The following is a 20,903-nucleotide window of genomic DNA, read 5'->3' on the forward strand; positions in this document are numbered from 1 at the left end:
GCTCGAGTCAGGCCAGGGCTTTGATCTTCAGGCCATCGAGGTATCCCTTGGGATTCTCGGGATCGAAGACCACCCCATCGAAGAAGGTTTCCTTGCCGCGGGAATCACTGGCCGGGATCGCCTTCTCCTGGCCGATGGCCTTGGCGGCCTCCTTCCAGATATCGGCCCGGTTCACCTTGTTCACCAGCGCATCGATGTCGGTGCTGGCAGGCAGATAGCCCCAGCGGATATCTTCAACCACGAACCACTGGTCGTGGCTTTTGTAGGGGAAGGAGGCACTATCCTGCCAGAAGCGCATCCTGAACGGGCTGTCCTTAACTACCCGGCCATCGCCATAGTCGACATTCCCAGCCAGACGGGGCTGGATGTCCTTGACATTGGCCTTGATGTACTTGTCTTTCGCGAGGATGGTGCACATCTCATCGAGATTGGCCGGATCATCGCACCACATCTGGGCTTCCAGAACGCCCTGCAGCAGAGCCTGGGTCGCCTTGGGGTTCTTCTCCACCCAGTCGGCCCGCATCGAGAAGGCCTTCTCCGGATGGAGCTTCCAGAGCTCGCCGGTCTGGGCGGCGGTGTAACCCAGCTTCTTGTTGACGAGCCGCTGGTTCCAGGGCTCGCCCACGCAGAACGTGTCCATGGTGCCGGTCTGCATGTTCGCCACCATCTGCGGCGGCGGAACCACCACCAGGTCGGCTGTCTTGTTGGGATCGATGCCGTTGGCCGCCAGCCAATAACGCATCCAGAGGTCATGGGTCCCGCCTGGGAATGTCACCGCTGCCTTGAACTTCTTGCCTTTCTCAGCAGCCAAGGCCACGGCTGACTCCAGGCCAGCCTTGTTGTCAATCGTGAGCTTATTGGCCAGAAAGTCCTTGGAGACGGAGAAGCCCTGGCCCTGCAGGTTCAAGCGCGCCAGGGTCGCCATCGGCAACGGCTGGTTGGACTTGGTGATCGTGCCTGCCGTCAGCAGCAGGGGCATCGGCGAGAGGATATGGGCACCATCGATGCCACCGCCTTGGGAACCCAGCTCCAGGTTGTCTCGGGTGGCCGCCCAGGAGGTCTGCTTCACCACCTTCACATCGGGCATGCCGTGCTTGGCGAAGAATCCCTTCTCCTTGGCGATGACCAAAGGGGCGCAGTCTGTGAGGGCAATGAACCCGAGGGTGGCCCCTTTGACCTCTGTATCAGTGGCTCCGGAAGCAGCCGGGGCAGTGGTGGTTTCTGACTTCTTGCCACCGCAGGCACTCAACCAGACCGCACCGGCGGCCGTGCCGGCTGCGGTGATGAGAAATCTGCGGCGTGAAAGATTGGACATGGAGCCTGGAACGGTTGGGGAAGTGTCGGGCTGCGACGAGTCGCAATCCGGACGGGCTTCGCAATCAAGCGCACCGAACCGGGATAGTGCTGGCGCTCAGGCTGACCAACGCACTCAGAACATCACGAACGACTACCCCTCGGGGTGTTCATTGATACCAGCAACAGGGAATGAGGACGGTTCTCTGCGCCTGGCTAGAGGCCGAACTCCCGCAGGGCCCGGGGAAGATTGCGGTGCTCGTGACCGGGATGGCTGAGCTTGACCAGGGCAAAACGCTGCAGTTCATCCAGTGATTGCCACTGGCTGGACTCAAGGGAAGCACCCAGCTGGGCGCAGGCGGCCTGCAGCCGCTCGGGAATGTCGTCTCCCTGCTGCCAGTCGAGGCCGGCGGCCGGTTCAATCCCCCGGGCGGGGCCATCGGCAAGGGTGGCCGTTCGCCGCTGCAACCAAAGCCGCAGATCACTGATGGCTCCAGGGTGATCCGGCCACGCAAGCAGCTTGGCCCTCTCCTCCGTTGTGAAGGAATGCCAGTGGCTCAGCCGGAGTTTGACGCCGGCCAGATCGAGCTTGCGGCGTACCGCCATCGGCAGGCAGCGCAGATCAGCCACGAAATCCTCTTCGAACGCGAAGCAACGGTCGTGCAGGCTCATGCCGAGAGCTCCTGACGCAAACGCTCGCCGCTGCGGGCCGCCAACAACCCCCTGGCCTGCTCCAGTCCGGCTTCGAGGCAGTCGCAGCGGTCGGCCTGCCACCAGTACACAGCCAGATTCCAGAGCAGGGCATCGGCCAGGGGACCAACCCCCACCAGAGCCGCCAGGGCCTGATCGCGCCAGATCTCCAGGTTCTGCCATGAAACCTCCTGGGCGGTGATGCCGTGATCGCGGGGATGCAACAGGATCCGGGTCATGGTGCCGTGGCGCAGCCGTGCCGAGATGCCGGCCCTGGTGGTGGGCAGGTCGGTGGAACCCTCCAGGCCCTTGACCGTGTACACATCGGTTTCACCGGCGTGGCCGAGGGCTTCCCAGGCCCGGCTTTCCGTAGGGGGATGCACGAAGCCACTCACCAGCAGGTGCTGCCCCTGGTGGGGCGTCCAGAGCAACTCCAGACTGGCCACCGGCGGCCGCTTGCCGATGGCGTCGCGGACCGGCAGCAGACGCTCGGCTCGCGGGAAGTGATCAGCCTGGTGGGTGAGGGCCAGGCCATGGCGATCCAGCCGGAGTTGCACTGCTTCCAGGCTCAGCCCCCGCCATTCGATTCCCAGGGCGGCGAACAACTCTGCCAGGGTGACGCCGTATTTCACCGGCATGGGGCCACCGCCGTGCAGCACAACGGGCTGATCCGCAGAAGCCAGCACCAGGGCCAGCAGCGGCAGCACCGGTGCCGTGCGGCTGCGGCCGTCATAGGGGACGCCAAAACAAAGGGGCCTGAGCCCCGGGGTGACCAGGGTGGGCCCCAGGGCCCTGTAGCTGTCGAGCATGCCGGTCAGCTCGATCGGTGAAGGCCGGCGAATGCGGTGGGCGATCAGAAAAGCCCCCAGCTGGGCATCGCTCACCTGGCCCAGAAGCATCAGGTCCATGGCCTCGCGAGCCTCGGCGCGGGTCAGCCCCGTGCTGGTGTGCTCGCCGCTGCCCACCTTGGCCAGCAGCTCCCGGAAACGCACCGCCTCTGGGGGCATCGGCGGCCGCCTCGGCAACTCCCCACGGATCCCCTCTGGAGCCATGTTTGGTAAAGCTTGCAACAGGGTGACGGGGCTCTGGCTGAGACGCTAGTGGGTCAGGTCTCAGCATTCGGGAGCGACCGTGAGCGCAGCTCAAGCATCCGCCGGGGGGCCAGCGTCCCAGGCCTCCAGCAGCGCGAAGTTGAACAAGGTGGAGAAGGCCAAGGCTGAAGCCTGCGGGCTGGATCTGGCCCCGCGCCTGGCCGAACTGGGAGCCGCGGGCTGGGAATCCCTGGATGAAGCCACCCTCACCATCCATCTCAAGTGGCTGGGCATCTTCTTCAGGCCCGTGACTCCGGGACGCTTCATGGTGCGCCTGCGGCTGCCCAACGGAGTGATCAGCGCCGATCAACTGGAGGTGCTGGCCGACGCCATCGATCGCTGCGGCGAGCACGGCAGTGCTGACATCACCACCCGGCAGAACATTCAGCTGCGGGGCCTGCTGCTGGAGGACATGGCCCCCCTGATGAGCGCCCTGGAGTCAGTGGGGCTCACCAGCCGTCAGTCAGGCCACGACAACCCCCGCAACGTCACCGGCAATCCACTGGCGGGTCTGGATCCTGAGGAATTCCTCGACACCCGCCCCCTGGTGGACGCCATTCAGGAAGCTCTGCTGGGGCCCGACGGCCCCCGCAACCTGCCCCGCAAGTTCAACGTGGCCGTGGGCGGAGCACCCGACAGCTTCCTGCTGCACAACGATCTGGCCTTCCTGCCGGCCCATCACGGCGGTGAGCTGGGCTTCACGGTGATGGTGGGCGGATTCTTCTCCGCCCAGCGCAACGAGCTGGCCGTTCCCCTGGGGCTGTGGCTGCGAGGCGATCAACTGCCTGCCTTCAGCCTGGCGGTGCTGCGCCATTACGAGCGGGAAGGCAGCCGCGAGAATCGCAACAAGACTCGGTTGATGTATCTCATCGACGCCCTCGGGCTGGAGGACTACCGCTCCCAGGTGCTGGACACCTTCGCGGAGTTCGTGGGTGTGGAGGAAGCCGCCGCCACCCCCGCCCACGACGGCTCCCATCTGGTGTGCCAGGCCCCACGTGACATCTGCGGCGTCCACGCTCAGAAGCAGGAGGGCCTGCACTGGGTTGGCCTGCACGTGCCGATGGGCCGGCTGGAGGCCGCCAGCATGGTGGAACTGGCCCGTCTGGCCCGGGAGTACGGCACAGGCGAACTGCGGCTGAGCGAAAGCCAGAACGCCCTGATCGCCAATGTGCCCGAGGGCAGGCTGGATGCCCTGCTGGTGGAACCCCTGCTGGAACGCTTCCAGGTGACCCCGGGTCCTCTCCAGGCCGAGGCGGTGAGCTGCACCGGTAACCGCTACTGCAGCTTCGCTCTCATCCCCACCAAGAGCACGGCCCAGTCGGTGGTCGACGAACTGGAGCGGCGTCTGGAGCTGCCCCATGGGGTGCGCACCCACTGGACCGGCTGCCCCAACGCCTGCGGCCAGCCCTACATGGGCCAGATCGGCCTGATGGGCGCCAAGACCCGGGTGGATGGTCAGATGGTGGAAGCCGCCAAGATCTTCCTTGGTGGCGCCATGGACGCCAACCCCAAACTGGCGGCCCTGCACGACAAGGGTGTGCCCCTCAGCGAGCTCCCTGACGTGCTGGAGGCGTTGCTGGTGGAGCACTACGGCGCCCGCCCGCGCGGGGCTGTGAGCTGAGAACGCCGCGGCGGGGTGCCCCGCCACCCCAGCCCCAGCGGAACCCAAGCCGGGGTTCGACGGCAGCCTGCTGGCTCCAGCTCGAATCAAGGGCCATCAGGCCCTGGCGGTCGTCGCAGGGCTGACCGCCATAGAGCAGGGTGGTGATGCGATCAGGGTCGATCTCCAGCGCCGCCACTTCCTGCCAGAGCCGGCGGGTGAGCTCCCGGTCGGCGCGCACGAACTGGGCTTCGGCCAACTGGCGCACCAGGGTGAACACCAGCTGCTGCTGCTTGACCTCGGAGAAACTGGCCGGCGACTGACTCTTTGGCCTGGCGCCGGGGCGGACACAGGCTGCCCGATCCATCGAGTGCTCTGTGGTGGCGTGGTCCATGGCGTCCTTGTCCTGACGGCTGTATCTCTTTCCTTGCTAGAGGGGCTCTGGCAACGCACCAGCCCTGCCCCATAAAACGTATTAATGGAGACACTTTGCGATTCAGATCAGGTTCCGGGCGACGCCTGATGGCGCAGGGACAGCCCCAGTGACACCTCTTCCGTCCCAGCTGCCGCCTGAAGACAGCCAGGAGCGCTGGCCCTGGCTGCAGCGCCTCAGGCGGTCGGAAGCGGTGGCCACAGGCCCCTGGCTGGAGGCGCTGGAACAGGGTCTGCTGCCTGCGGCCAGTGACCTGGTGGCGGTGTTGGTGGAGAAGCTCGATGGAGCTGGATCAGCCCGTCTGCTGCGCTGGTGGCTCAGCCTCCCCGACACCAGCGAGCCCGCCGAGGTGGCCCATCGCCAGGAGCTGCTCGATCTGCTCGGTCGCCGCCGGGATCCCGCCTGTGCTGCCCAGCTGCGGGCCGCCGTGGCTGAGCGGCCGAATCTGGCCCTGCTGCCCCTGCTCGGGCACCAACGTGACAGCCAGGACTTTGCCCGTCTCGAGCATCTGGCCCGTCAGCCCGGCCCGTCTCCGTTGCGGCGCGCCGCCCTGGAAGGCCTGGCCGTGGGATTGAGCGCCTGGCCCCAGGCGGCCCTGCAGCAGCTGCTGCTGGAGCTCTGCAGCGACCTCGATGGAGCGCTCGCCTCCCAGGCCGTGGATCTGCTCGCCCGCCTGCCGAGCGGCCGCCAGGGGCTCGAGCGGGTGCTGGCCAGCCCCCTCGACCCTGGGGCCGAAGCCCGGGCCCGGCGGCGGCTGGCGGCCCTGCCCCGCAGCCCGCTCCTGCTGGTGGTTCATGGACGCGCCGGGGGGGTGATCCCCGAGGAGCTGCAGGCCCTTGCCCTCGACCTGGAGCGCCGTCGGCGCGCTCCTGTGCGGCTGCAGCCCCTGAGCGGCAGCGTGGCTCAGGCCGATCCAGCCGCCCCGGGGCTGGGGAACGCCCAGCGGCCACTCACCCTCGTGCCCCTGCTGCTGCTGCCCGGCACCCACGTGCGCCAGGACATCCCGGCGATCGCGGCGGCCTGGCGCCGCCACGGCCCCGTGCGGCGGCTTCCCTTCCTGGGAGCCTGGCCCAGCTGGCAGGCGGCGATCGCCGACGAACTGGCTGATCTGGCGGCCAGCCACGGCCAGGGATCGCCGCCGCTGTTGCTGCACCACCCGCTAGAGCCGGGCCTGGCCGACCGCTATCTGGCGCACCTTGCGCGCCGCTGTTCAGCGACTTGTCAAGCCGCTCCATACACTGCGACTGATCTCGAGGACCTGACTCTGGCAATCCGCGGCGCTGCCCTGCCCCTGGCCCTGGCCGCGAACCGGCTCACCGAGAGCCTGCCCGCTGCGCTGGGGGCCCCGCTGCTGCAACGTCCACGCTTCCAGTCCCTGCTGCTCGATCAGCTCGAGGCCCTGCCATGAGCGCAGGCACGGCAGATTCTTCGCAGCCAGCTTTAGAGCCTCTGGGCACCGTGTATCTGGTGGGAGCCGGCCCAGGCGATCCCGAGCTGATCACGCTCAAGGCCCACCGGCTGCTGCAGTGCTGTGATGCCCTCGTCTACGACTCCCTCGTGCCGACGGCCCTGCTGGACCTGACCCCGGCAGGCTGCGAGCGGCACTTCGTGGGCAAGCGCCGGGGGCATCATTCCGTCCCCCAGCCGAGCACCAACGCCGTGCTGGTCGACCTGGCCCACCGCCACCGCACGATCGTGCGTCTGAAAGGCGGCGATCCATTCCTGTTCGGCCGGGGTGGCGAGGAAGCGGCCCACCTGGCCAGCCATGGGGTGCCGGTTCAGGTGGTACCCGGTGTCACCGCCGGCATCGCCGCACCGGCCTACGCCGGAATCCCCGTCACCCACCGCAGAGCGGGCTCCAGCGTCACCTTCGTGACAGGCCATGAGGAGATCGACAAGGGGCGGCCCGGGGTTGATTGGCGGGGCCTGGCCCGCAGCAGCGATGGACTGGTGATCTACATGGGGCTGCACAACCTCCGCCGCATCTGCGATGAGCTGATCGCCGGTGAGCTGGCGCCAGACACACCCGCGGCGGTGATCCAGCAGGGGACCGTCAGCGGCCAGCGGCAGCTGGTGAGCACCCTGGGGGAGCTAGCTGATGCGGCCGAAGCCGAGGGCTATGGCTCCCCCTCGATCGTGGTGATCGGCCATGTGGTGCTCGAGCGGGTGGCGGCCTGCGCGCCCCCACCGGCGGATGTGGAGATGCCGATCCCGTTCTGAACCGGATGGCTGGGCAGTACGCCCTGCCATGGGACGGGGTACGGCAAGCCGCCCACAGGGGACCGCCCAGAGCTTGTAACGTTATGTAAAAATAATCGTCATGAACACCTCCCTCTCGCGCGAATTCTCCACAGCCGTGCACTCACGGGCCATCGACAACTGCAACGACATCGAAGAGCTGCGCCAGGTGGCCAAGACCCTGCTGCGCGCCTGGCAGCTCCAGGCCGACTTCACGGCCGACTACGGCGCCAAACTGCTTAACATCAAGCTCCGCTGACCAACCGGCACAACACAACCGGCCCAACACAAGTGGCCGGAATCACTCCAGCTGCAGCACCCCACGGGTGCGTTCACGCCGCTGCTGCTCCTGAGCCTCGAAGCTGGCCATGCAGTTGCCCTTGGGCACCAGCAGGCAGCTCACGTAGCTCGAAGCATCGATCAGCGCGGCACGGATGGCCTTGGCCGCCGGGGTGCGCTGGGCCTCTGAACTGTTGGAGCCGAAGCGCAGGGTGCCTGCAGCCGCGGTGAGGCCTTGGCCTGTGCGCCCCATGTTGGGGGCAAGGAAAAGCGCCAGACCGGCTGCCGGCAGCAGATTCACCCCATCCTCACGGGCAGCGGCTGTGTTGCTGGCTCGCCCCTCCACCGTGCGCTGGCCCACCACTTCACCGGTGGTGCTGTCCACCACCCGCACGTCGATCGCCACATAGTCCTTGGTTTCGGCCTGCTGCTTGTCGGTGCCGAAGCCCAGCAGACCGAAGTTGCTGCCGGAGGTCTTGCTCTCGACGTTGGACTCATACGAGCTGACCGTACCGAGCACGATGTAGCGGGCCCCGGTCATCTGCCCACGCTGAGCTGAATTGGCGCTCTTGCGCACGATGCCCAGCTCCGCAAGTTCCTGTTCGGAAAGCACCGCCTTGAGGTTGTTGCGCTCCACCACCTGGATATCGCCGGTGGCCTGGAGTTCATTGGCGAGCATCGCCGCCAGATCGGTGGCCACGGGTCCCTGCCACCACCAGGTCTGCTGGGTGACGGTGTTCTTGAAATCCGGCACCGAGACGGTGGGCCGGCCCGCGGGCCGCGGCTGCGAAAGAGCCGGTACCGCCGCGACGCCAAGACCGAGCCCAGCGGCCAGGAGCGCAATGGTGAAGAAGATGGGGCGATCGGGCAAGGCCATGAATCACAGCGAGCGTCCATTCAAACGATGATGTCCAGGAATTCCAGGGGTACGCCCGAGGAAAGCTGCCCGGTGCCTGGCTGTCATGACCGGATCGGCATCTGTCCGCAGCGAGCCGGTTCCGTAGCGTCCTGCACGTCCGCGGGGACAGCGGCTCTGTTGAATGGAAGGACTTCACACCGTCTGGCCGTAAGTGCCGACGGTTGCCGCCATGGCCGCATCTTTGCTCCGTAACAGTGAACAGAAAGGGCCCAGGCCGGCTCCGATGTTTGAACTGATTCCCTACGAGAAGTTCCGGGACACCCCGGCTGTGCGCTTCTTCGACATCACGGTGCCCACCTCCAACGCCCGGGATCTGGTGGTGCACACCGGGCCGGCCGTGAGCCCCCCAGACGACCCCGAGACCGGCGCCTGGCAGTTCTATCTCCATCCCCACCAGGAGGACAACCTGCTGGCGATGCACGGCGGCCGCACCTTCTTTCTGGTCAACCTGGGCTGGAACTACCCCTTCCACATCGTCCGCCTCGACACCGGTGGCGACATCCTGCGCATCCCCCCTGGCACCTTCCACCGCTCGGTCTCCGACCCCGATGGCTCTCTGGTGCTCAACCAGGCTGTGCGCGAGAAGGGAGCCTCGCTGGTGCGTGAGTTCCGCGTCTACAACAGCCATAACATCCCCCGGCTGTTCGCCGTCACCAGCCAGACGGCACCTCTGCCGAAGCTGCACGGCGTGAGCTGGTGAAGGACTGAGAGATGGGGGTCGCGAGGATCGAACTCGCCTAAGGCGGATTATGAGCCCGCTGCATTCACCAGATTGCTAGACCCCCTGGCTGGTTCCTGACCTCACCAGAGGCCACGAACCGGTCTGAGTTCGGGGGAACTCTGAACGGGCTGGTCCATTGGGAAAGAATTGGCTCGGGGCTGAGCCGCTTCGACCGGCAGCGAGATGGGAGCCACCTGCAGGCTGGCGGAGAAGATCGAGGGGAGATCGGCATTGCGCCAGGGCATCGGGGCGCTTTGCTCCTCGAGCAGCGCTGCTGTGGTGTTGCTGATCGCGGAGGAGTCCCAGATGATGGCCTGCTCGGGGAAGCCCAGCCCCATCACCCTGTTGCCTTCGGGGCCTCCCATGGCGATGCCAAGGATGTCGGTGATCTGGTGGGTCAGGCTGACCCCACGGGCAAAGGTGGAGCGCCAGCTGTAGGCACGCTGCTGAACGAGTTCCGCGGTGGTCTGGATCTCTCCACAGCGGGTGACCTCCACGGGAGCACTGAGCGGCTGGGTGCTGTTGCCGGTGCCGGCCAGGGGCGCCTCCAGGGTGGTGGTGCAGATCACCGGGCCCGCGACAGCGGGAGTTGAGGGCAGCAGAGCCAGAGCGCCGCCGGTCAGGGCGCCAAGTACCACAGGCACCACAGGCACTGCACGGGCCCATTCAACCCGGAGGGAGATGGGGAAGGCGTCTGAGGGCATGGCTTTGCGGCAGTTCATGGCTCAGGCGGCCAGCAGGGGACAGGAATGGGCATGACACCCTGATCATCGCGCAAACTAGGCCGTTGAGCCGTGCTCTGCCAGGGGTCTTGGCCGGAGCGCCGCCGCCCCTGCTCACCCGCTTGCTCTCCGCTCCGATGCCATTGACCCCCATCCCCGAGACAGCCCCGGGGCGCCGCCAGGTGCTGCTGGAGCTGCTGGCCACCAGGGCCTACCGCCACGGCCAGTTCACCCTGGCGTCGGGCCGCAGCAGCGACCACTACGTGAACTGCAAGCCGGTGAGCCTCAGCGGTTACGGCCTGGCCCTGCTGGCCATGGCCCTGCTGGAGCAGGTGGAAGGGGACGCAGCGGCCGTGGCCGGCCTCACCCTCGGCGCCGATCCCCTGGTGAGTGGCGTGGCGATGGCCGCAGCCCAGGCGGGGCTTCCCCTCGACGCCCTGATCGTGCGCAAACAGGCCAAGGGGCACGGCACCGGCGCCTGGCTGGAGGGGCCCCTGCCCGCCACAGGAAGCCGCATCACCGTGCTGGAAGACGTGGTGACCACGGGCGGTTCGTCGCTGCAGGCGGTGCAGCAGTTGCGCCAGGCCGGCTACGTGGTGGAACGGGTGGTCACGATCGTCGATCGCCAGGAGGGGGGCTCAGGCGCCATGACGGCGGCTGGTCTGGAGCTGCGCAGCCTGTTCCTGCTTGAAGAGATCGCCGCGGCGGCGCGGACTTTGCAAGGGTGAGCCCATCGCTGCCCCCGCCATGGACTTGAACCGCTCCACCCCCTTGGGCCCCTGGGACTGGCGGCCCGCCAGCCCCAGCCGCTGGGATCAGCCCGTGAGCCTGATTCGCCTGGAAGGGCCTGACAGCCTGCGCTTCCTCCATGGCCAGAGCAGCCAGGATCTGGAGCGTGCCCAGCCCGGCCAGTGCCTGGCCACCTGCTGCCTCACCCCCACCGCCCGAGTGCGAGGCCTGGCGGAGGTGCTGGTCGACGCCAGCGGGGCCTGGCTGGTGATCACCGCCGGCGAGGGGGCCGCCATCCATCAGGCCCTCGACCGGGTGCTCTTCCCCGCCGATCAGGTGAACCTGGGGCCCCTGCTGTCCGGGACGCTGATCAGCCTGGAGGGAGCTGCCGGGGCCATTCAGGACACCAGCGTGGGCTGGCGGCTGCCGGGCGATCGGCTGGTGCTCATGGATGGGGAGTACCTCACCGCAGAGCTTGAGGCCATCCCGGCCCTTGGGCCGATCGAGAGCGAGCGCTGGCGCCTCAGCCAGGGGAGGCCGCTGGCCCCCAACGAAATCAGCGAGGAGGTGAACCCCTTTGAGCTCGGGCTGGCGGATCGGGTCAGCCTCAGCAAGGGTTGCTATGTGGGCCAGGAAACCCTGGCCAAGCTGGCCACCTACGACGGCGTCAAACAGCAGCTGCGGCGCTGGTGCTGGGCGGAACCGGCGGCAAGCACCGCTCGCACTGACGCAGAGCCGGTGGTGGGGACAGTGCTGCGCACCTTCAGCGGTGAGCGGGCTGGACGGATCACCTCCAGCCTGCGCCTGAACGCCGGGCCCGACGGCACCAGCCTTTGGCTGGGGCTGGCATTGGTGCGGCGTCAGGCCCTGGCGGAGCCACTGCTGCTGGCCGGCGAGGGGATCACCCTGGAGATCTCCGAACCCATGGGGGTGGTGGCGCCACCGGTGGGGGCTGGCAGCGCCGCGTCCTGATCCAGCAGCCAGCGGGCCACTGCCCAGGTGGCCAGACAGTCGTCGTGGTTGTAGCGGAAGATCCGGCGCAGGCCATGGAGACTTCCCCGGCCCGCCGGGGTGCCGTCGCCGCGCCACTGGCGCCACCAGAGCAGGCAGCGGGCCCCATCCACTCCCTTCTGGCTCCAGGCAAAGCCAAGCCAGCCGGCCACCGCCTTGAGGCCATAGCTGTTCACCGGCAGTAACCAGTGCTGGCGCAAGCGCTGGTGCAGGTCCACCAGGCGCCTGCGCAGGGCTGCAAGCTCGCGCTCGCTGGCCCCCTGGCGGTGGGCCAGGCGTACCAGGGCGATCGACTCGGTTTCGCCGTAGTGGAGCAGGGGCCAGTCGGGGGGCGTGGCCGCCAGCAGCCGGCGCAGCCGCTGCCAGAGCCTGGCCTCGCCGTGTTCCTGCAGGGCCAGCAGCGGGCGGTAGCAGCCGATATCGGTCGCCAGCCCTGCGGGCCAGTGGCCAGCGGCATCCCGCTCAATGCGAAGGAAGCCGTGCAGAAAGTCGTCGCGGGCGTCGGGATCGGATTCGATGTCGTAGACGAGCATCCCGCTGGCGGTAGCCAGCTCGGGCAGGGCTGTGGCTGCCTGGCCGGGCTCCACCGGCAGGCGCAGGGGCTCCCCCCGCTGCTGCACGCTGGCCTGGGCCACCAGCCGCGCCGCCACCTCGCGGTGCTGCTCGCCGTGCACCTCCAGCGCATCCGCGAGGACCTCGGGATCGGCCGCGGCCAGGGCACCCAGCTGGGACAGGCCGAGCTCAAGCAACAACTCACGCCGCTTGGCGCCGATGCCGCTGACCTCGCTGAGGTGGCCCTGCACGGCCGCCTCCTGATCGCAGAGACCGCGCCAGGAGCAGAGCACGCACTTCTTGCGGTCGCTCACCAGCGCTGGCGGCTTGGGGCGCTCCAGGTCCGCCGCCACTTTGGGCAAGGCCTCATCCAGCTGGCGCAGCAGTCCATCCCCGAGCACCAGCCGCTCCCGCTCGAGCCGCCCGGAGCCTGTCGCCACCACCAGGCCATGGCTGACAGGCCCCTGCTGCCACCCCGAGAGCAGCTGCCCCCATAGCCCCATCACCAGCCGGTGCTCACGGGTGAGGCGACGGCCCTGGCGGGCCATGACGGGCTCGTAGGCGTAGGCCCCCCAGCGGCTCTCCCCGCTGCTGCGCCGCAACAGCGGTGGATGGGCCTCCAGCGCCAGGCCGGCGGGGCCCCTGCCCCTGAGTCGAACGCCTACCACCGCAGGGGCCCCGTCGGCGCAGGCGGCCTCCCCTGCCAGGGGCTGCTGCTCGAGCAAGCTCACGAAACAGCGCTGCTGATGGTCGAGCTGAAGGGCCCGGTGGGCGCTCCAGATCCGCTGGTCGGGATCACCGTGGCGATCGAGCCAGGCACGGCGCCGACAGCGCAGCCAGCTGCGCAGCAACCGGTCGGTCACCAGCTGGTTGGACGGTTCAGCCGACATGGCGGCAGGCTACGGCGGGGGGTGGCCTGCCGCCAGGCCGGCACCTGCTGGCGCCCAGGCCGGCCTGCCGACTGCTACGAGCTACTGAACACCGATGCCCCCATGGCTTCTGCCCCCCTGCCCCTGGAGCCCAGTCCCATCCGTTTCGGCACCGACGGCTGGCGCGGCATCCTCGGCGTCGATGTGACCCTGGAGCGCCTGCTGGTGGTGGCCGCGGCCGCGGCCAGGGAACTTGAGCGCGCCGCCCCTGCGGCACTCACGAGCCGCGAGGTGGTGATCGGCTATGACCGGCGCTTCCTGGCACCGGAGCTGGCCGAAGCCATCGCCAGCGCCGTGCGCGGCGCCGATCTCGAGCCGGTGCTAACCGATTCAGCCGTGCCCACACCCGCCTGCAGCTGGGCCGTGGTGGAGCGGGGCGCCCTCGGGGCTCTGGTGATCACCGCCAGCCACAACCCTCCCGAGTGGATCGGCCTCAAGATCAAGGGCCATTTCGGCGGATCGGTGGAGGAGGCCTTCACCGCCGATGTGGAGAAGCGCCTGGAGGCGGGTGGCATCACCGTGCCGATCCCCGGAGACACCCCACGCTTCGATGGCTGGGGCGGCTACCTGGCGGGCCTGCGCCAGCTGGTCAACACCGGCGCCCTGCGCCGGGGACTGGAGGAGATGGGTCTACGGGTGATTGTTGATCCCATGCACGGCTCTGCGGCCGGAGGGCTGCCGGCCCTGCTGGGGGCCGGCTCTGTGGCCGGCTCTGGACCCGGTGAAGAAGCCTCTGACGGTCCCGATGAGGAATGCATTGAGGAGATCCGCTCCTGGCGTGATCCGCTCTTCGGCGGCCATCCCCCCGAGCCTCTGGCGCCCTACCTGCAGGAGCTGATCGCGGCCGTGCGCGCCAGCGGCGAGGCCGGCCGGCCGGCGGTGGGGATCGTCTTCGATGGCGACGGCGACCGCATCGCCGCCATTGATGAGCGGGGCCGCTACTGCAGCACCCAGCTGCTGATGCCCCTGCTGATCGATCACCTGGCCCGGGCCCGGTCGTTGCCGGGCGCCGTGATCAAGACCGTGAGCGGTTCCGACCTGATGCAGCTGGTGGCCGAGGGGCTCGGACGACCGGTGATCGAGAAGCCGGTGGGCTTCAAGTACATCGCCAGCGAGATGCTCGCCGGCGGGGTGCTGGTGGGCGGCGAGGAATCCGGCGGAGTGGGCTTCGGCCTGCACCTGCCTGAGCGGGATGCCCTGTTCGCCGCCCTGCTGGTGCTGGAAGCACTGGTCGAGGGTGGCCTGCCCCTGGGGGAGCGTCTCGACCGGCTGCAGGCTGACCACGGCGGAGCCAGCGCCTACGACCGGCTCGACCTGCGCCTCAGGGACATGGCCAGCCGGGAGCGGCTGGAGCGCCAGCTGGCCCAGGATCCCCCCACCAGCGTGGCCGGCTGGCCGGTGCAGGAAGTGGTGAGCACCGATGGGGTCAAGCTGCGCCTCGGCCCCAGCCACTGGCTGATGCTGCGCTTCTCAGGCACCGAACCGCTGCTGCGCCTCTACAGCGAGGCAGCGAGCGAGGTGCGGGTGGGCGAGATCCTGGCGTGGGCCCGCCAGTTCGCTGAAACGGCATGAGCACCTCCAGCCCACAGCCGGCCCCGAAGCTGTTGGTGATCGCCAGCGGCAACGCCGGCAAGCTCAGGGAATTCACGGCCTTACTGGCCTCGGCTGGCCCTGAGCTGAACCTCGAGCTGGGCAGCCAGCCCCTGGGCCTGGAGGTAGAGGAGACCGGCGACAGCTTCGCCGCCAACGCCCGCCTCAAAGCAGAGGCGGTGGCACGGATCACGGGGCAATGGGCCCTGGCCGATGATTCCGGGCTGAGCGTGGAGGCCCTCGGCGGGGCCCCCGGCATCCACTCCGCCCGCTACGCCGACAGCGACCCGGAGCGGATCGCACGGCTGCTGCGGGAGCTTGCGGGCGAAGGCAACCGGCGGGCGACGTTCACGGCTGCCCTGGCCGTGGCCGATCCCAGCGGGCGAACCGTTCTGGAGGTGGAGGGACACTGCCAGGGTGAAATCCTGGAAGCCCCGGACGGAGAAGCTGGTTTCGGCTACGACCCGGTGTTCCTGGTGCCCGAGACAGGCCTGAGCTTCGCCCAGATGACACCCGAGCTCAAACGCTGCGTGGGACACCGCGGTCGGGCCGTGGACGCCCTGCTGCCCCAACTGCTTCAGTTGTTCAGCACCGATGGCGAGCGAACGACAGCTCGCCACGGCGGCCAGACCAGGGAGATGGGGTGATGGCGAAGCTGAAGGAGCTGCAGCGGGGGGTGGCCACGGCGGCAGGCAGCCTGTTAACCCTGGCGATGCTGACCCAGTTGACCCCTGTGCCGGCTGGCAAGACAGCCCCCGCAGAGCCCAGCAATTTTAGCCAACCCCTGCCCTCCTGGCGCGAGGGGCCCACCAAGGCGCGGATCCTCGCCTTTGTCGCCAGCGTCAGCCGTGAAGGAAGCGAGGGCTACGTGCCACCGGCTGAGCGCATCGCCGTATTCGACAACGACGGCACGCTCTGGTCGGAGCAGCCGATGTACGTGCAGCTGGCCTTTGCGATCGAGCGAGCCCGCGCCCTGGTGGCTCAGCAACCCGAGCTGGCCAGCAATCCGGTGCTTGCGGCGGCCTCCGCGGCCGGAAACGGCGAGGCGGTGCTGACCATGGGCACCAAAGGCCTGCTCGACCTGGTGGCACTCACCCATGCCGGCATGAGCACCGAGGTGTTCCGGGATCTGGTGCGCGAGTGGCTCGACGGCGCCTGCCACCCGACCCTGAAGCGCCCCTACACCACCCTGACCTACCAACCGATGCGGGAGCTGCTCGACTACCTGCGCGCCAACGGCTTTCGCACCTACATCGTCTCCGGTGGCGGCGTGGAGTTCATGCGGGTGTTCAGCGAAGAGCTCTACGGAATCCCCCCCGAGCAGGTGATCGGCTCGACCGTGGGCAGCCGCTACAGCAACCGGGCCGGCCTGCCCGTGATCCTGCGCAAACCCGAGGTGCAGGTGATCAACGACCACGCGATCAAACCGGTGATGATCGAACAGGTGATCGGCCGCCGGCCCATCGCCGCTTTCGGCAACTCCGACGGTGACTTCGAGATGCTGGAGTGGACCACCAGCCAGCCGGGAGAGCGTCTGGGGGTGATCCTTCACCACGATGACCCGGAGCGGGAGGTGGCCTACGACAGCCAATCCTCCTTCGGCCGCCTCGATCGAGGCCTGAAGGAGGCCTCGCGGCGAGGCTGGTCGCTGGTGTCCATGCGCGACGACTGGAGCCAGGTGTTCGCCGCCCCACCAGCCCCAACCGGATCAGACGAAACTGGAGGGACCAACCGCTGTGAGCGTGGCGCTGGGCAACTCCCCGAACAGCCGGCGGTAATCCCGGGCGAAGTGCCCCGGATTGAGGAAGCCCCAGCGGGCCGCCAGCCCTGAGATCGTCACCGTCCCCGGCCGCGCCGCCAGCAGCGCCCGGCGCACACCATGGAGCCGCTGCAGCTTGAAGTACGCCATCGGGCCCATGCCCAGGTGCTCCTGGAATCCCAGGATCAGGCTGCGTCGGCCGGCATACCCCTCACGGCAGAGGGACTCCAGGTTGATCGGTTCCAAGGGGTGCTCCTCCACCCAGTGCTGCAGCTGCTTGACCAGTTCGATGCGTGCCGGGGGGCGGCTGGGCCCGCCCCGCTGATGGAGCCCATGCTCCAGAGCTTCCACCAAAAGGGGCAGCAGTCCGTCCTCGCCACTCCCCAGCGATGACGGCGGCTCCTCCCCTGCTGAGGGCAGCTCTTCCCGCAGGGGCAACCGGTTGAGCAACCAACGCTGAAGCTGGGCAGCACAGGTGGGACCGATGGGCAGGCAGTTGGAGCGGAAGGCTTCCGTCTCCAGGTCTGGAAAAACCTGATAAGAACTCCAGCCCGGCAGGGCGGAGGGATTGAGCATCACCACCGCCAGATCCAGCTGCTCGGGAGTGGAGAGGTGAACCTCCACGCAGGGATCAAGGCCGAACAACGCCTCCGGTCCGATGGGAGTGCCGTGGGCCCGAAGCGGCGGAGCGCAGCCGTGAGGCAGCAGGCTCAAGGCGATCATCCGTTGGTCCCGGGGCTTTCCGCCGGCCACGTGCAGGCGACGGTTGACCTGGAGCCGGAGCAACTGCAACCGCCCAAGCCTGCAGGTGACGAGGGCACCGCTGAGTCGGCCGTTGGAGAGCTGGCTCAGCCGCAGATCAAGCCCCGACCGCCGCAACTGAGCTTCCAGCTGCTCGACAGCCTCGAACCGCTGGAGCGAAGCCATCGGCGCTTGCACTTTTTGAGTGTCACCACACTGCCATGGGCGGCAATTTGAACAAGAGTGCATTCACGTGCCAACCACCGGCCCCTCCTCCCATGCCAAACGGTCAACCCAACATCCTCATTCTCTGGGGCGACGACATCGGCCAGAGCAACCTGAGCTGCTACAGCGATGGCCTGATGGGTTACCAGACCCCCAACATCGATCGCGTCGCCAAGGAGGGCGGCCGCTTCATCCACTACTACGCCGAACAGAGCTGCACCGCCGGCCGGGCCGCGTTCATCAGCGGCCAGAGCGTGTTCCGCACCGGTCTGAGCAAGGTGGGCCTGCCCGGCGCCGAGCTGGGCTACCGCGCCGAGGATCCCACCATCGCGGAACTGCTCCAGCCCCTGGGCTACCGCACGGGCCAGTTCGGCAAGAACCACTTCGGCGACCGCGACGAGCATCTGCCGACGATGCACGGCTTCGATGAGTTCTTCGGCAACCTCTACCACCTCAATGCTGAGGAGGAGCCCGAGTTACGGGATTATCCCAAGGCGGATGATCCGCAGTTCCCGAACTTCCGCAAGCGCTTCGCCCCCCGCGGCGTGTTGCACTGCTGGGCCAACGGTGACGGAACCCAGCGGATCGAGAACACCGGACCGCTCACCAAGCAGCGGATGGAGAACTGCGACGAGGAGTTCATGGCTGAGGCCAAGCGCTTCATCCGTGATGCGGTGGCCTCCGGTGAGCCGTTCTTCGTGTGGTTCAACACCACCCACATGCACTTCCGTACCCACGCACGGCCCCAGGACATCGGCCAGTCAGGGCGGTGGCAGTCGGAATACCACGATGTGATGATCTATCACGACAACTGCATCGGCCAGATGCTGGATCTGGTGGATGAGCTGGGCATCGCGGGCGACACGATCGTGATGTACAGCACCGACAACGGCCCCCACATGAACAGCTGGCCCGATGCCGGCATGACCCCCTTCCGCAACGAGAAGAACTCCAACTGGGAGGGGGCCTACCGGGTGCCGGCCCTGGTGCGCTGGCCAGGGCAGATCGAACCCGGCACCCTGTTCACGGGCGTCGTCAGCCATCTCGACTGGCTGCCCACCCTGCTGGCCGCCGCCGGCGAGCCCGAGATCAAGCAGAAGCTGCTGGACGGCCATCAGGTGGGAAGCAAGAACTTCCACATCCATCTGGATGGCTACAACATGCTCGATTACTGGACAGGCAAGACAGGCACGAGCCCGCGGGTGGAGTTCTTCTACTTCTCCGACGACGGCGATCTCACCGGCCTGCGCTACGACAACTGGAAGTTCGTGTTCATGGAGCAGCGCGCCGCAGGCACGCTGCAGGTGTGGGCCGAGCCCTTCACCGCGCTGCGGGTGCCCAAGATCTTCAACCTGCTCACCGATCCTTACGAGCGGGCCGACATCACCTCCAACACCTACTGGGACTGGTTGCTCGACCATGCCTTCATGCTGGTCCCGGCTCAGTCCTTCGTGGCGGAGTTCCTGGCCTCGTTCCAGAAGTACCCGCCCCGCCAGAAGGCCGCCAGCTTCACGATCAGCGACGTGCTCGAGAAGATGATCTCCGCCGGGGGCGCGAGCTGATCCGCCCATGACCGTTGCCCCCAGCACCAGCCGCTCCCGGCCGGGTCGCCCCCCGGCCCGTGGAATGGAATGGATCCCTGGGGGCAGCTTTGTGATGGGCTCCGACCATCACTACCCCGAGGAGGCCCCGGCCCATCGGGTGCAGGTGGAGGGGTTCTGGATCGACCGCTCACCGGTGACCAATACCCAGTTCCTGAAGTTCGTGAAGGCCACCGGCCACGTCACCCTGGCCGAACAGCCCGCGGATCCGGCGGCCTATCCCGGCGCCCTGCCCGAGTTGCTGGTGCCGTCCTCGATCGTGTTCGTGCCGCCCCCCGGACCGATCGGCACCGGCGATCCCTATCGCTGGTGGCGATACGTGGCCGGCGCCAATTGGCGTCACCCCGAAGGTCCGGGCAGCTCGATCAAGAACCGCGACCACCATCCCGTGGTGCACGTGGCCCATGCCGACGCGGTGGCCTATGCCGCCTGGAGCGGCAAACAGCTGCCCAGCGAAACGGAGTGGGAGCGAGCCGCCTGGGGCGGCCGTAAAGGCGCCGAGTTCGCCTGGGGGGAAGAGCTGCACCCGGGCGGCCGACCGGTGGCGAACACCTTCCAGGGCGATTTCCCCCACCACAACAGCCTGCTGGACGGCTACGCGGGCACCTCGCCGGTGGGTGTCTTTCCGGCGAACGGCTACGGCTTGTTCGACACCATCGGCAATGTGTGGGAGTGGACCGACAGCTGGTATGCCAATCACGCCCCCAAGGCCGATCAGGAGTCAGCGGCTGAGGGGAGCAGCGGCTGCTGCGCCGGAGCGGCTGATGACGCCCGCGAGGCAAGCATCGACCCCACCAGCCAGCACGGAGCGATGCCGCGCAAGGTGGTGAAGGGCGGCTCGTATCTCTGCGCCCCCAGCTACTGCCGCCGCTACCGGCCGGCGGCACGCATGGCCCAGGGCATCGACACCTCCACCTGCCACATGGGCTTTCGCTGCATCGTGCGCCCCTGAAGCCATGGCTCACTCACATCGACAAACCTGGCTGACCCGTCAGCAGCGCCGCCACGCGTCCCCGTTCTTTCTGCTGCTGGATCGCTCCTTCGGCTTCAGGGTGCTGATCGCGGCAATTCTTTCCTTTGCGCTGCTCTCCCTCGTCAATCGCTTCGACAACTGCCATGGAGCCGACCCGAGAGAGAACTGCCTGACCAGCAATTTCCTGGACGTCATCAGCATTGGCAATGTCGAATCGTTCAGCATCGTCACAGCGGGTTTCGTCTACATCATTGAGGCGGGGCGTCGCAAGGAGAAAGAACATCACGAGCAACTTACTCTGCTGTTAGCGCAACAAGAGACTGGAGTAAAATATAGCCTGGGGCGTATCCGAGCCATCGAGGATCTCAGCTCAGACGGCATCTGGCAGGACGACTTCGATTTGCATGGCACGAACCTGGAGGGATTGAGAATTCCGTTCAGTCGTTGGCGGGGTGGCAACTTCGCCAACACGGTGTTGCGCAAGGCCAATCTCCGGGGTTCGGACCTGAAAGGGGCCAACTTCAAGGAGGCTGATCTCACCGGAGCGGATCTTTCCGGTTCGGACCTCACTCAGGCCAACTTCACCCGAGCGATCCTCACCAATGCCGATCTCAGCGGTGCCATCCTGACCGGCACCGTCTTCCAGGATGCTGATCTCAGGGGAAGCAACATCGATCAGAGCCTTGCGGCCTTGAACGATCGCCCGTGAGTCCATATCAGCGGGTCGTTCGACGTCGTTACCTCGGCCTGCGTCATCGGCGGCGGCCCTGATCCGCCTCCATCTCCCAGCACCTTCACCAGCCGCCA

Annotated in this window: 20 protein-coding genes, 1 tRNA gene and 1 pseudogene; 13 read left to right on the forward strand and 9 right to left on the reverse strand. The window is 67.5% G+C overall.

Annotated elements, in window-relative coordinates; all coding sequences use genetic code 11:
* Positions 1-7: 7 nt before the first annotated feature.
* The 3 genes from KBY93_RS01095 to KBY93_RS01105 form a co-directional block, all read right to left on the reverse strand.
* Positions 8-1,315: a CmpA/NrtA family ABC transporter substrate-binding protein gene (locus KBY93_RS01095; protein ID WP_255092376.1), complete on the reverse strand. Its 1,308-nt coding sequence runs from the start codon at positions 1,313-1,315 to the stop codon at positions 8-10.
* A 194-nt stretch (positions 1,316-1,509) separates the two neighbouring features.
* Positions 1,510-1,965, reverse strand: coding sequence for a nitrate reductase associated protein (locus tag KBY93_RS01100; RefSeq protein WP_255092377.1), 456 nt, complete (start codon positions 1,963-1,965; stop codon positions 1,510-1,512).
* On the reverse strand, positions 1,962-2,990 hold the full coding sequence (locus KBY93_RS01105; RefSeq protein ID WP_255092379.1) for an anthranilate phosphoribosyltransferase: 1,029 nt from the start codon (positions 2,988-2,990) through the stop codon (positions 1,962-1,964). The genes KBY93_RS01100 and KBY93_RS01105 overlap by 4 nt, the downstream gene beginning before the upstream one ends.
* Positions 2,991-3,114: 124 nt before the next feature.
* On the opposite strand from KBY93_RS01105, the gene KBY93_RS01110 reads away from it, so the two are divergent.
* Entirely contained in the window at positions 3,115-4,695 is a 1,581-nt protein-coding gene (locus tag KBY93_RS01110) for a ferredoxin--nitrite reductase (protein WP_255092381.1), read from the forward strand.
* Here the strand turns inward: KBY93_RS01110 and KBY93_RS01115 are convergent.
* The gene (locus KBY93_RS01115; RefSeq protein WP_255092382.1) at positions 4,619-5,068 is read right to left on the reverse strand and encodes a hypothetical protein; all 450 of its coding nucleotides are present in this window, start codon (positions 5,066-5,068) and stop codon (positions 4,619-4,621) included. The two genes, KBY93_RS01110 and KBY93_RS01115, sit on opposite strands and share 77 nt — an antisense overlap.
* Before the next feature lie 148 nt (positions 5,069-5,216).
* Here KBY93_RS01115 and KBY93_RS16110 point away from each other — a divergent pair, with 148 nt between their 5' ends.
* The 3 genes from KBY93_RS16110 to KBY93_RS01130 all read left to right on the forward strand — a co-directional run bounded on the left by KBY93_RS16110 (position 5,217) and on the right by KBY93_RS01130 (position 7,604).
* Positions 5,217-6,515: a CbiX/SirB N-terminal domain-containing protein gene (locus KBY93_RS16110; protein ID WP_255092383.1), complete on the forward strand. Its 1,299-nt coding sequence runs from the start codon at positions 5,217-5,219 to the stop codon at positions 6,513-6,515.
* On the forward strand, positions 6,512-7,327 hold the full coding sequence (gene cobA / locus KBY93_RS01125) for a uroporphyrinogen-III C-methyltransferase (RefSeq protein ID WP_255092384.1): 816 nt from the start codon (positions 6,512-6,514) through the stop codon (positions 7,325-7,327). Before KBY93_RS16110 ends, cobA begins: the two co-directional genes overlap by 4 nt.
* A gap of 100 nt (positions 7,328-7,427) precedes the next feature.
* Positions 7,428-7,604 (forward strand): hypothetical protein, encoded by a 177-nt coding sequence (locus KBY93_RS01130; protein ID WP_255092385.1) that lies wholly within the window; start codon positions 7,428-7,430, stop codon positions 7,602-7,604.
* Positions 7,605-7,646: 42 nt separating this feature from the next.
* On the opposite strand, the gene KBY93_RS01135 is transcribed toward KBY93_RS01130, so the two are convergent.
* Positions 7,647-8,501, reverse strand: coding sequence for a CsgG/HfaB family protein (locus tag KBY93_RS01135; RefSeq protein ID WP_399222284.1), 855 nt, complete (start codon positions 8,499-8,501; stop codon positions 7,647-7,649).
* 265 nt (positions 8,502-8,766) lie between these two features.
* Between KBY93_RS01135 and KBY93_RS01140 the strand changes: the two genes are divergently transcribed.
* Positions 8,767-9,243, forward strand: coding sequence for a redox protein (locus KBY93_RS01140; protein WP_094555817.1), 477 nt, complete (start codon positions 8,767-8,769; stop codon positions 9,241-9,243).
* Between the two features lie 12 nt (positions 9,244-9,255).
* Here the strand turns inward: KBY93_RS01140 and KBY93_RS01145 are convergent.
* Positions 9,256-9,328: transfer RNA gene (locus tag KBY93_RS01145), tRNA-Ile, on the reverse strand.
* 16 nt (positions 9,329-9,344) lie between these two features.
* A complete protein-coding gene (locus KBY93_RS01150) occupies positions 9,345-9,968 on the reverse strand; it encodes an occludin/ELL family protein (RefSeq protein WP_255092388.1) in 624 nt (207 codons plus the stop codon).
* 155 nt (positions 9,969-10,123) lie between these two features.
* Between KBY93_RS01150 and pyrE the strand changes: the two genes are divergently transcribed.
* Together pyrE and KBY93_RS01160 are read left to right on the forward strand one after the other, a co-directional pair.
* Positions 10,124-10,714, forward strand: a complete 591-nt coding sequence (pyrE, locus tag KBY93_RS01155) for an orotate phosphoribosyltransferase (protein ID WP_399222300.1) — start codon at positions 10,124-10,126, stop codon at positions 10,712-10,714.
* A gap of 19 nt (positions 10,715-10,733) precedes the next feature.
* Complete coding sequence (locus tag KBY93_RS01160) at positions 10,734-11,687, forward strand: folate-binding protein YgfZ (RefSeq protein ID WP_255092389.1); 954 nt, start codon at positions 10,734-10,736, stop codon at positions 11,685-11,687.
* Here KBY93_RS01160 and KBY93_RS01165 read toward each other — a convergent pair.
* Complete coding sequence (locus KBY93_RS01165) at positions 11,576-13,168, reverse strand: TM0106 family RecB-like putative nuclease (RefSeq protein WP_255092390.1); 1,593 nt, start codon at positions 13,166-13,168, stop codon at positions 11,576-11,578. The genes KBY93_RS01160 and KBY93_RS01165 overlap by 112 nt on opposite strands.
* Before the next feature lie 102 nt (positions 13,169-13,270).
* Here KBY93_RS01165 and KBY93_RS01170 point away from each other — a divergent pair, with 102 nt between their 5' ends.
* Genes KBY93_RS01170 through KBY93_RS01180 form a run of 3 tightly spaced genes read left to right on the forward strand, consistent with a single transcriptional unit; the run spans position 13,271 to position 16,628 of the window.
* On the forward strand, positions 13,271-14,779 hold the full coding sequence (locus KBY93_RS01170; protein ID WP_255092391.1) for a phosphoglucomutase/phosphomannomutase family protein: 1,509 nt from the start codon (positions 13,271-13,273) through the stop codon (positions 14,777-14,779).
* On the forward strand, positions 14,776-15,444 hold the full coding sequence (gene rdgB / locus KBY93_RS01175) for an RdgB/HAM1 family non-canonical purine NTP pyrophosphatase (protein WP_255092393.1): 669 nt from the start codon (positions 14,776-14,778) through the stop codon (positions 15,442-15,444). Before KBY93_RS01170 ends, rdgB begins: the two co-directional genes overlap by 4 nt.
* A complete protein-coding gene (locus tag KBY93_RS01180; RefSeq protein ID WP_255092394.1) occupies positions 15,444-16,628 on the forward strand; it encodes an HAD family phosphatase in 1,185 nt (394 codons plus the stop codon). The genes rdgB and KBY93_RS01180 overlap by 1 nt, the downstream gene beginning before the upstream one ends.
* On the opposite strand, the pseudogene KBY93_RS16115 reads toward KBY93_RS01180, so the two are convergent.
* Positions 16,596-17,546, reverse strand: a pseudogene (locus KBY93_RS16115) (AraC family transcriptional regulator); the annotation flags it as partial. The gene KBY93_RS01180 and the pseudogene KBY93_RS16115 sit on opposite strands and share 33 nt — an antisense overlap.
* Before the next feature lie 29 nt (positions 17,547-17,575).
* Between KBY93_RS16115 and KBY93_RS01190 the strand changes: the two are divergent.
* Genes KBY93_RS01190 through KBY93_RS01200 form a run of 3 tightly spaced genes read left to right on the forward strand, consistent with a single transcriptional unit; the run spans position 17,576 to position 20,805 of the window.
* Positions 17,576-19,084, forward strand: a complete 1,509-nt coding sequence (locus KBY93_RS01190; protein WP_255092395.1) for an arylsulfatase — start codon at positions 17,576-17,578, stop codon at positions 19,082-19,084.
* Positions 19,085-19,091: 7 nt separating this feature from the next.
* Positions 19,092-20,075 (forward strand): formylglycine-generating enzyme family protein, encoded by a 984-nt coding sequence (locus KBY93_RS01195; RefSeq protein WP_255092396.1) that lies wholly within the window; start codon positions 19,092-19,094, stop codon positions 20,073-20,075.
* A gap of 4 nt (positions 20,076-20,079) precedes the next feature.
* Positions 20,080-20,805 (forward strand): pentapeptide repeat-containing protein, encoded by a 726-nt coding sequence (locus KBY93_RS01200; protein ID WP_255092397.1) that lies wholly within the window; start codon positions 20,080-20,082, stop codon positions 20,803-20,805.
* The last annotated feature ends 98 nt before the right edge of the window (positions 20,806-20,903 follow it).

It is taken from the genome of Synechococcus sp. J7-Johnson, from assembly GCF_024345795.1.
Classification (GTDB): Bacteria; Cyanobacteriota; Cyanobacteriia; order PCC-6307; family Cyanobiaceae; genus Regnicoccus_A.

What these genes read in the sequence shown, in the direction of transcription:
- KBY93_RS01095 (WP_255092376.1), bottom strand. Translation starts at nt 1,315, where the DNA reads ATGTCCAATCTTTCACGCCGCAGATTTCTCATCACCGCAGCCGGCACG.
- KBY93_RS01100 (WP_255092377.1), bottom strand. Translation starts at nt 1,965, where the DNA reads ATGAGCCTGCACGACCGTTGCTTCGCGTTCGAAGAGGATTTCGTGGCT.
- KBY93_RS01105 (WP_255092379.1), bottom strand. Translation starts at nt 2,990, where the DNA reads ATGCCCCCAGAGGCGGTGCGTTTCCGGGAGCTGCTGGCCAAGGTGGGC.
- KBY93_RS01115 (WP_255092382.1), bottom strand. Translation starts at nt 5,068, where the DNA reads ATGGACCACGCCACCACAGAGCACTCGATGGATCGGGCAGCCTGTGTC.
- cobA (WP_255092384.1), top strand. Translation starts at nt 6,512, where the DNA reads ATGAGCGCAGGCACGGCAGATTCTTCGCAGCCAGCTTTAGAGCCTCTG.
- KBY93_RS01130 (WP_255092385.1), top strand. Translation starts at nt 7,428, where the DNA reads ATGAACACCTCCCTCTCGCGCGAATTCTCCACAGCCGTGCACTCACGG.
- KBY93_RS01135 (WP_399222284.1), bottom strand. Translation starts at nt 8,501, where the DNA reads ATGGCCTTGCCCGATCGCCCCATCTTCTTCACCATTGCGCTCCTGGCC.
- KBY93_RS01140 (WP_094555817.1), top strand. Translation starts at nt 8,767, where the DNA reads ATGTTTGAACTGATTCCCTACGAGAAGTTCCGGGACACCCCGGCTGTG.
- KBY93_RS01150 (WP_255092388.1), bottom strand. Translation starts at nt 9,968, where the DNA reads ATGCCCTCAGACGCCTTCCCCATCTCCCTCCGGGTTGAATGGGCCCGT.
- pyrE (WP_399222300.1), top strand. Translation starts at nt 10,124, where the DNA reads ATGCCATTGACCCCCATCCCCGAGACAGCCCCGGGGCGCCGCCAGGTG.
- KBY93_RS01160 (WP_255092389.1), top strand. Translation starts at nt 10,734, where the DNA reads ATGGACTTGAACCGCTCCACCCCCTTGGGCCCCTGGGACTGGCGGCCC.
- KBY93_RS01165 (WP_255092390.1), bottom strand. Translation starts at nt 13,168, where the DNA reads ATGTCGGCTGAACCGTCCAACCAGCTGGTGACCGACCGGTTGCTGCGC.
- KBY93_RS01170 (WP_255092391.1), top strand. Translation starts at nt 13,271, where the DNA reads ATGGCTTCTGCCCCCCTGCCCCTGGAGCCCAGTCCCATCCGTTTCGGC.
- rdgB (WP_255092393.1), top strand. Translation starts at nt 14,776, where the DNA reads ATGAGCACCTCCAGCCCACAGCCGGCCCCGAAGCTGTTGGTGATCGCC.
- KBY93_RS01180 (WP_255092394.1), top strand. Translation starts at nt 15,444, where the DNA reads ATGGCGAAGCTGAAGGAGCTGCAGCGGGGGGTGGCCACGGCGGCAGGC.
- KBY93_RS01190 (WP_255092395.1), top strand. Translation starts at nt 17,576, where the DNA reads ATGCCAAACGGTCAACCCAACATCCTCATTCTCTGGGGCGACGACATC.
- KBY93_RS01195 (WP_255092396.1), top strand. Translation starts at nt 19,092, where the DNA reads ATGACCGTTGCCCCCAGCACCAGCCGCTCCCGGCCGGGTCGCCCCCCG.
- KBY93_RS01200 (WP_255092397.1), top strand. Translation starts at nt 20,080, where the DNA reads ATGGCTCACTCACATCGACAAACCTGGCTGACCCGTCAGCAGCGCCGC.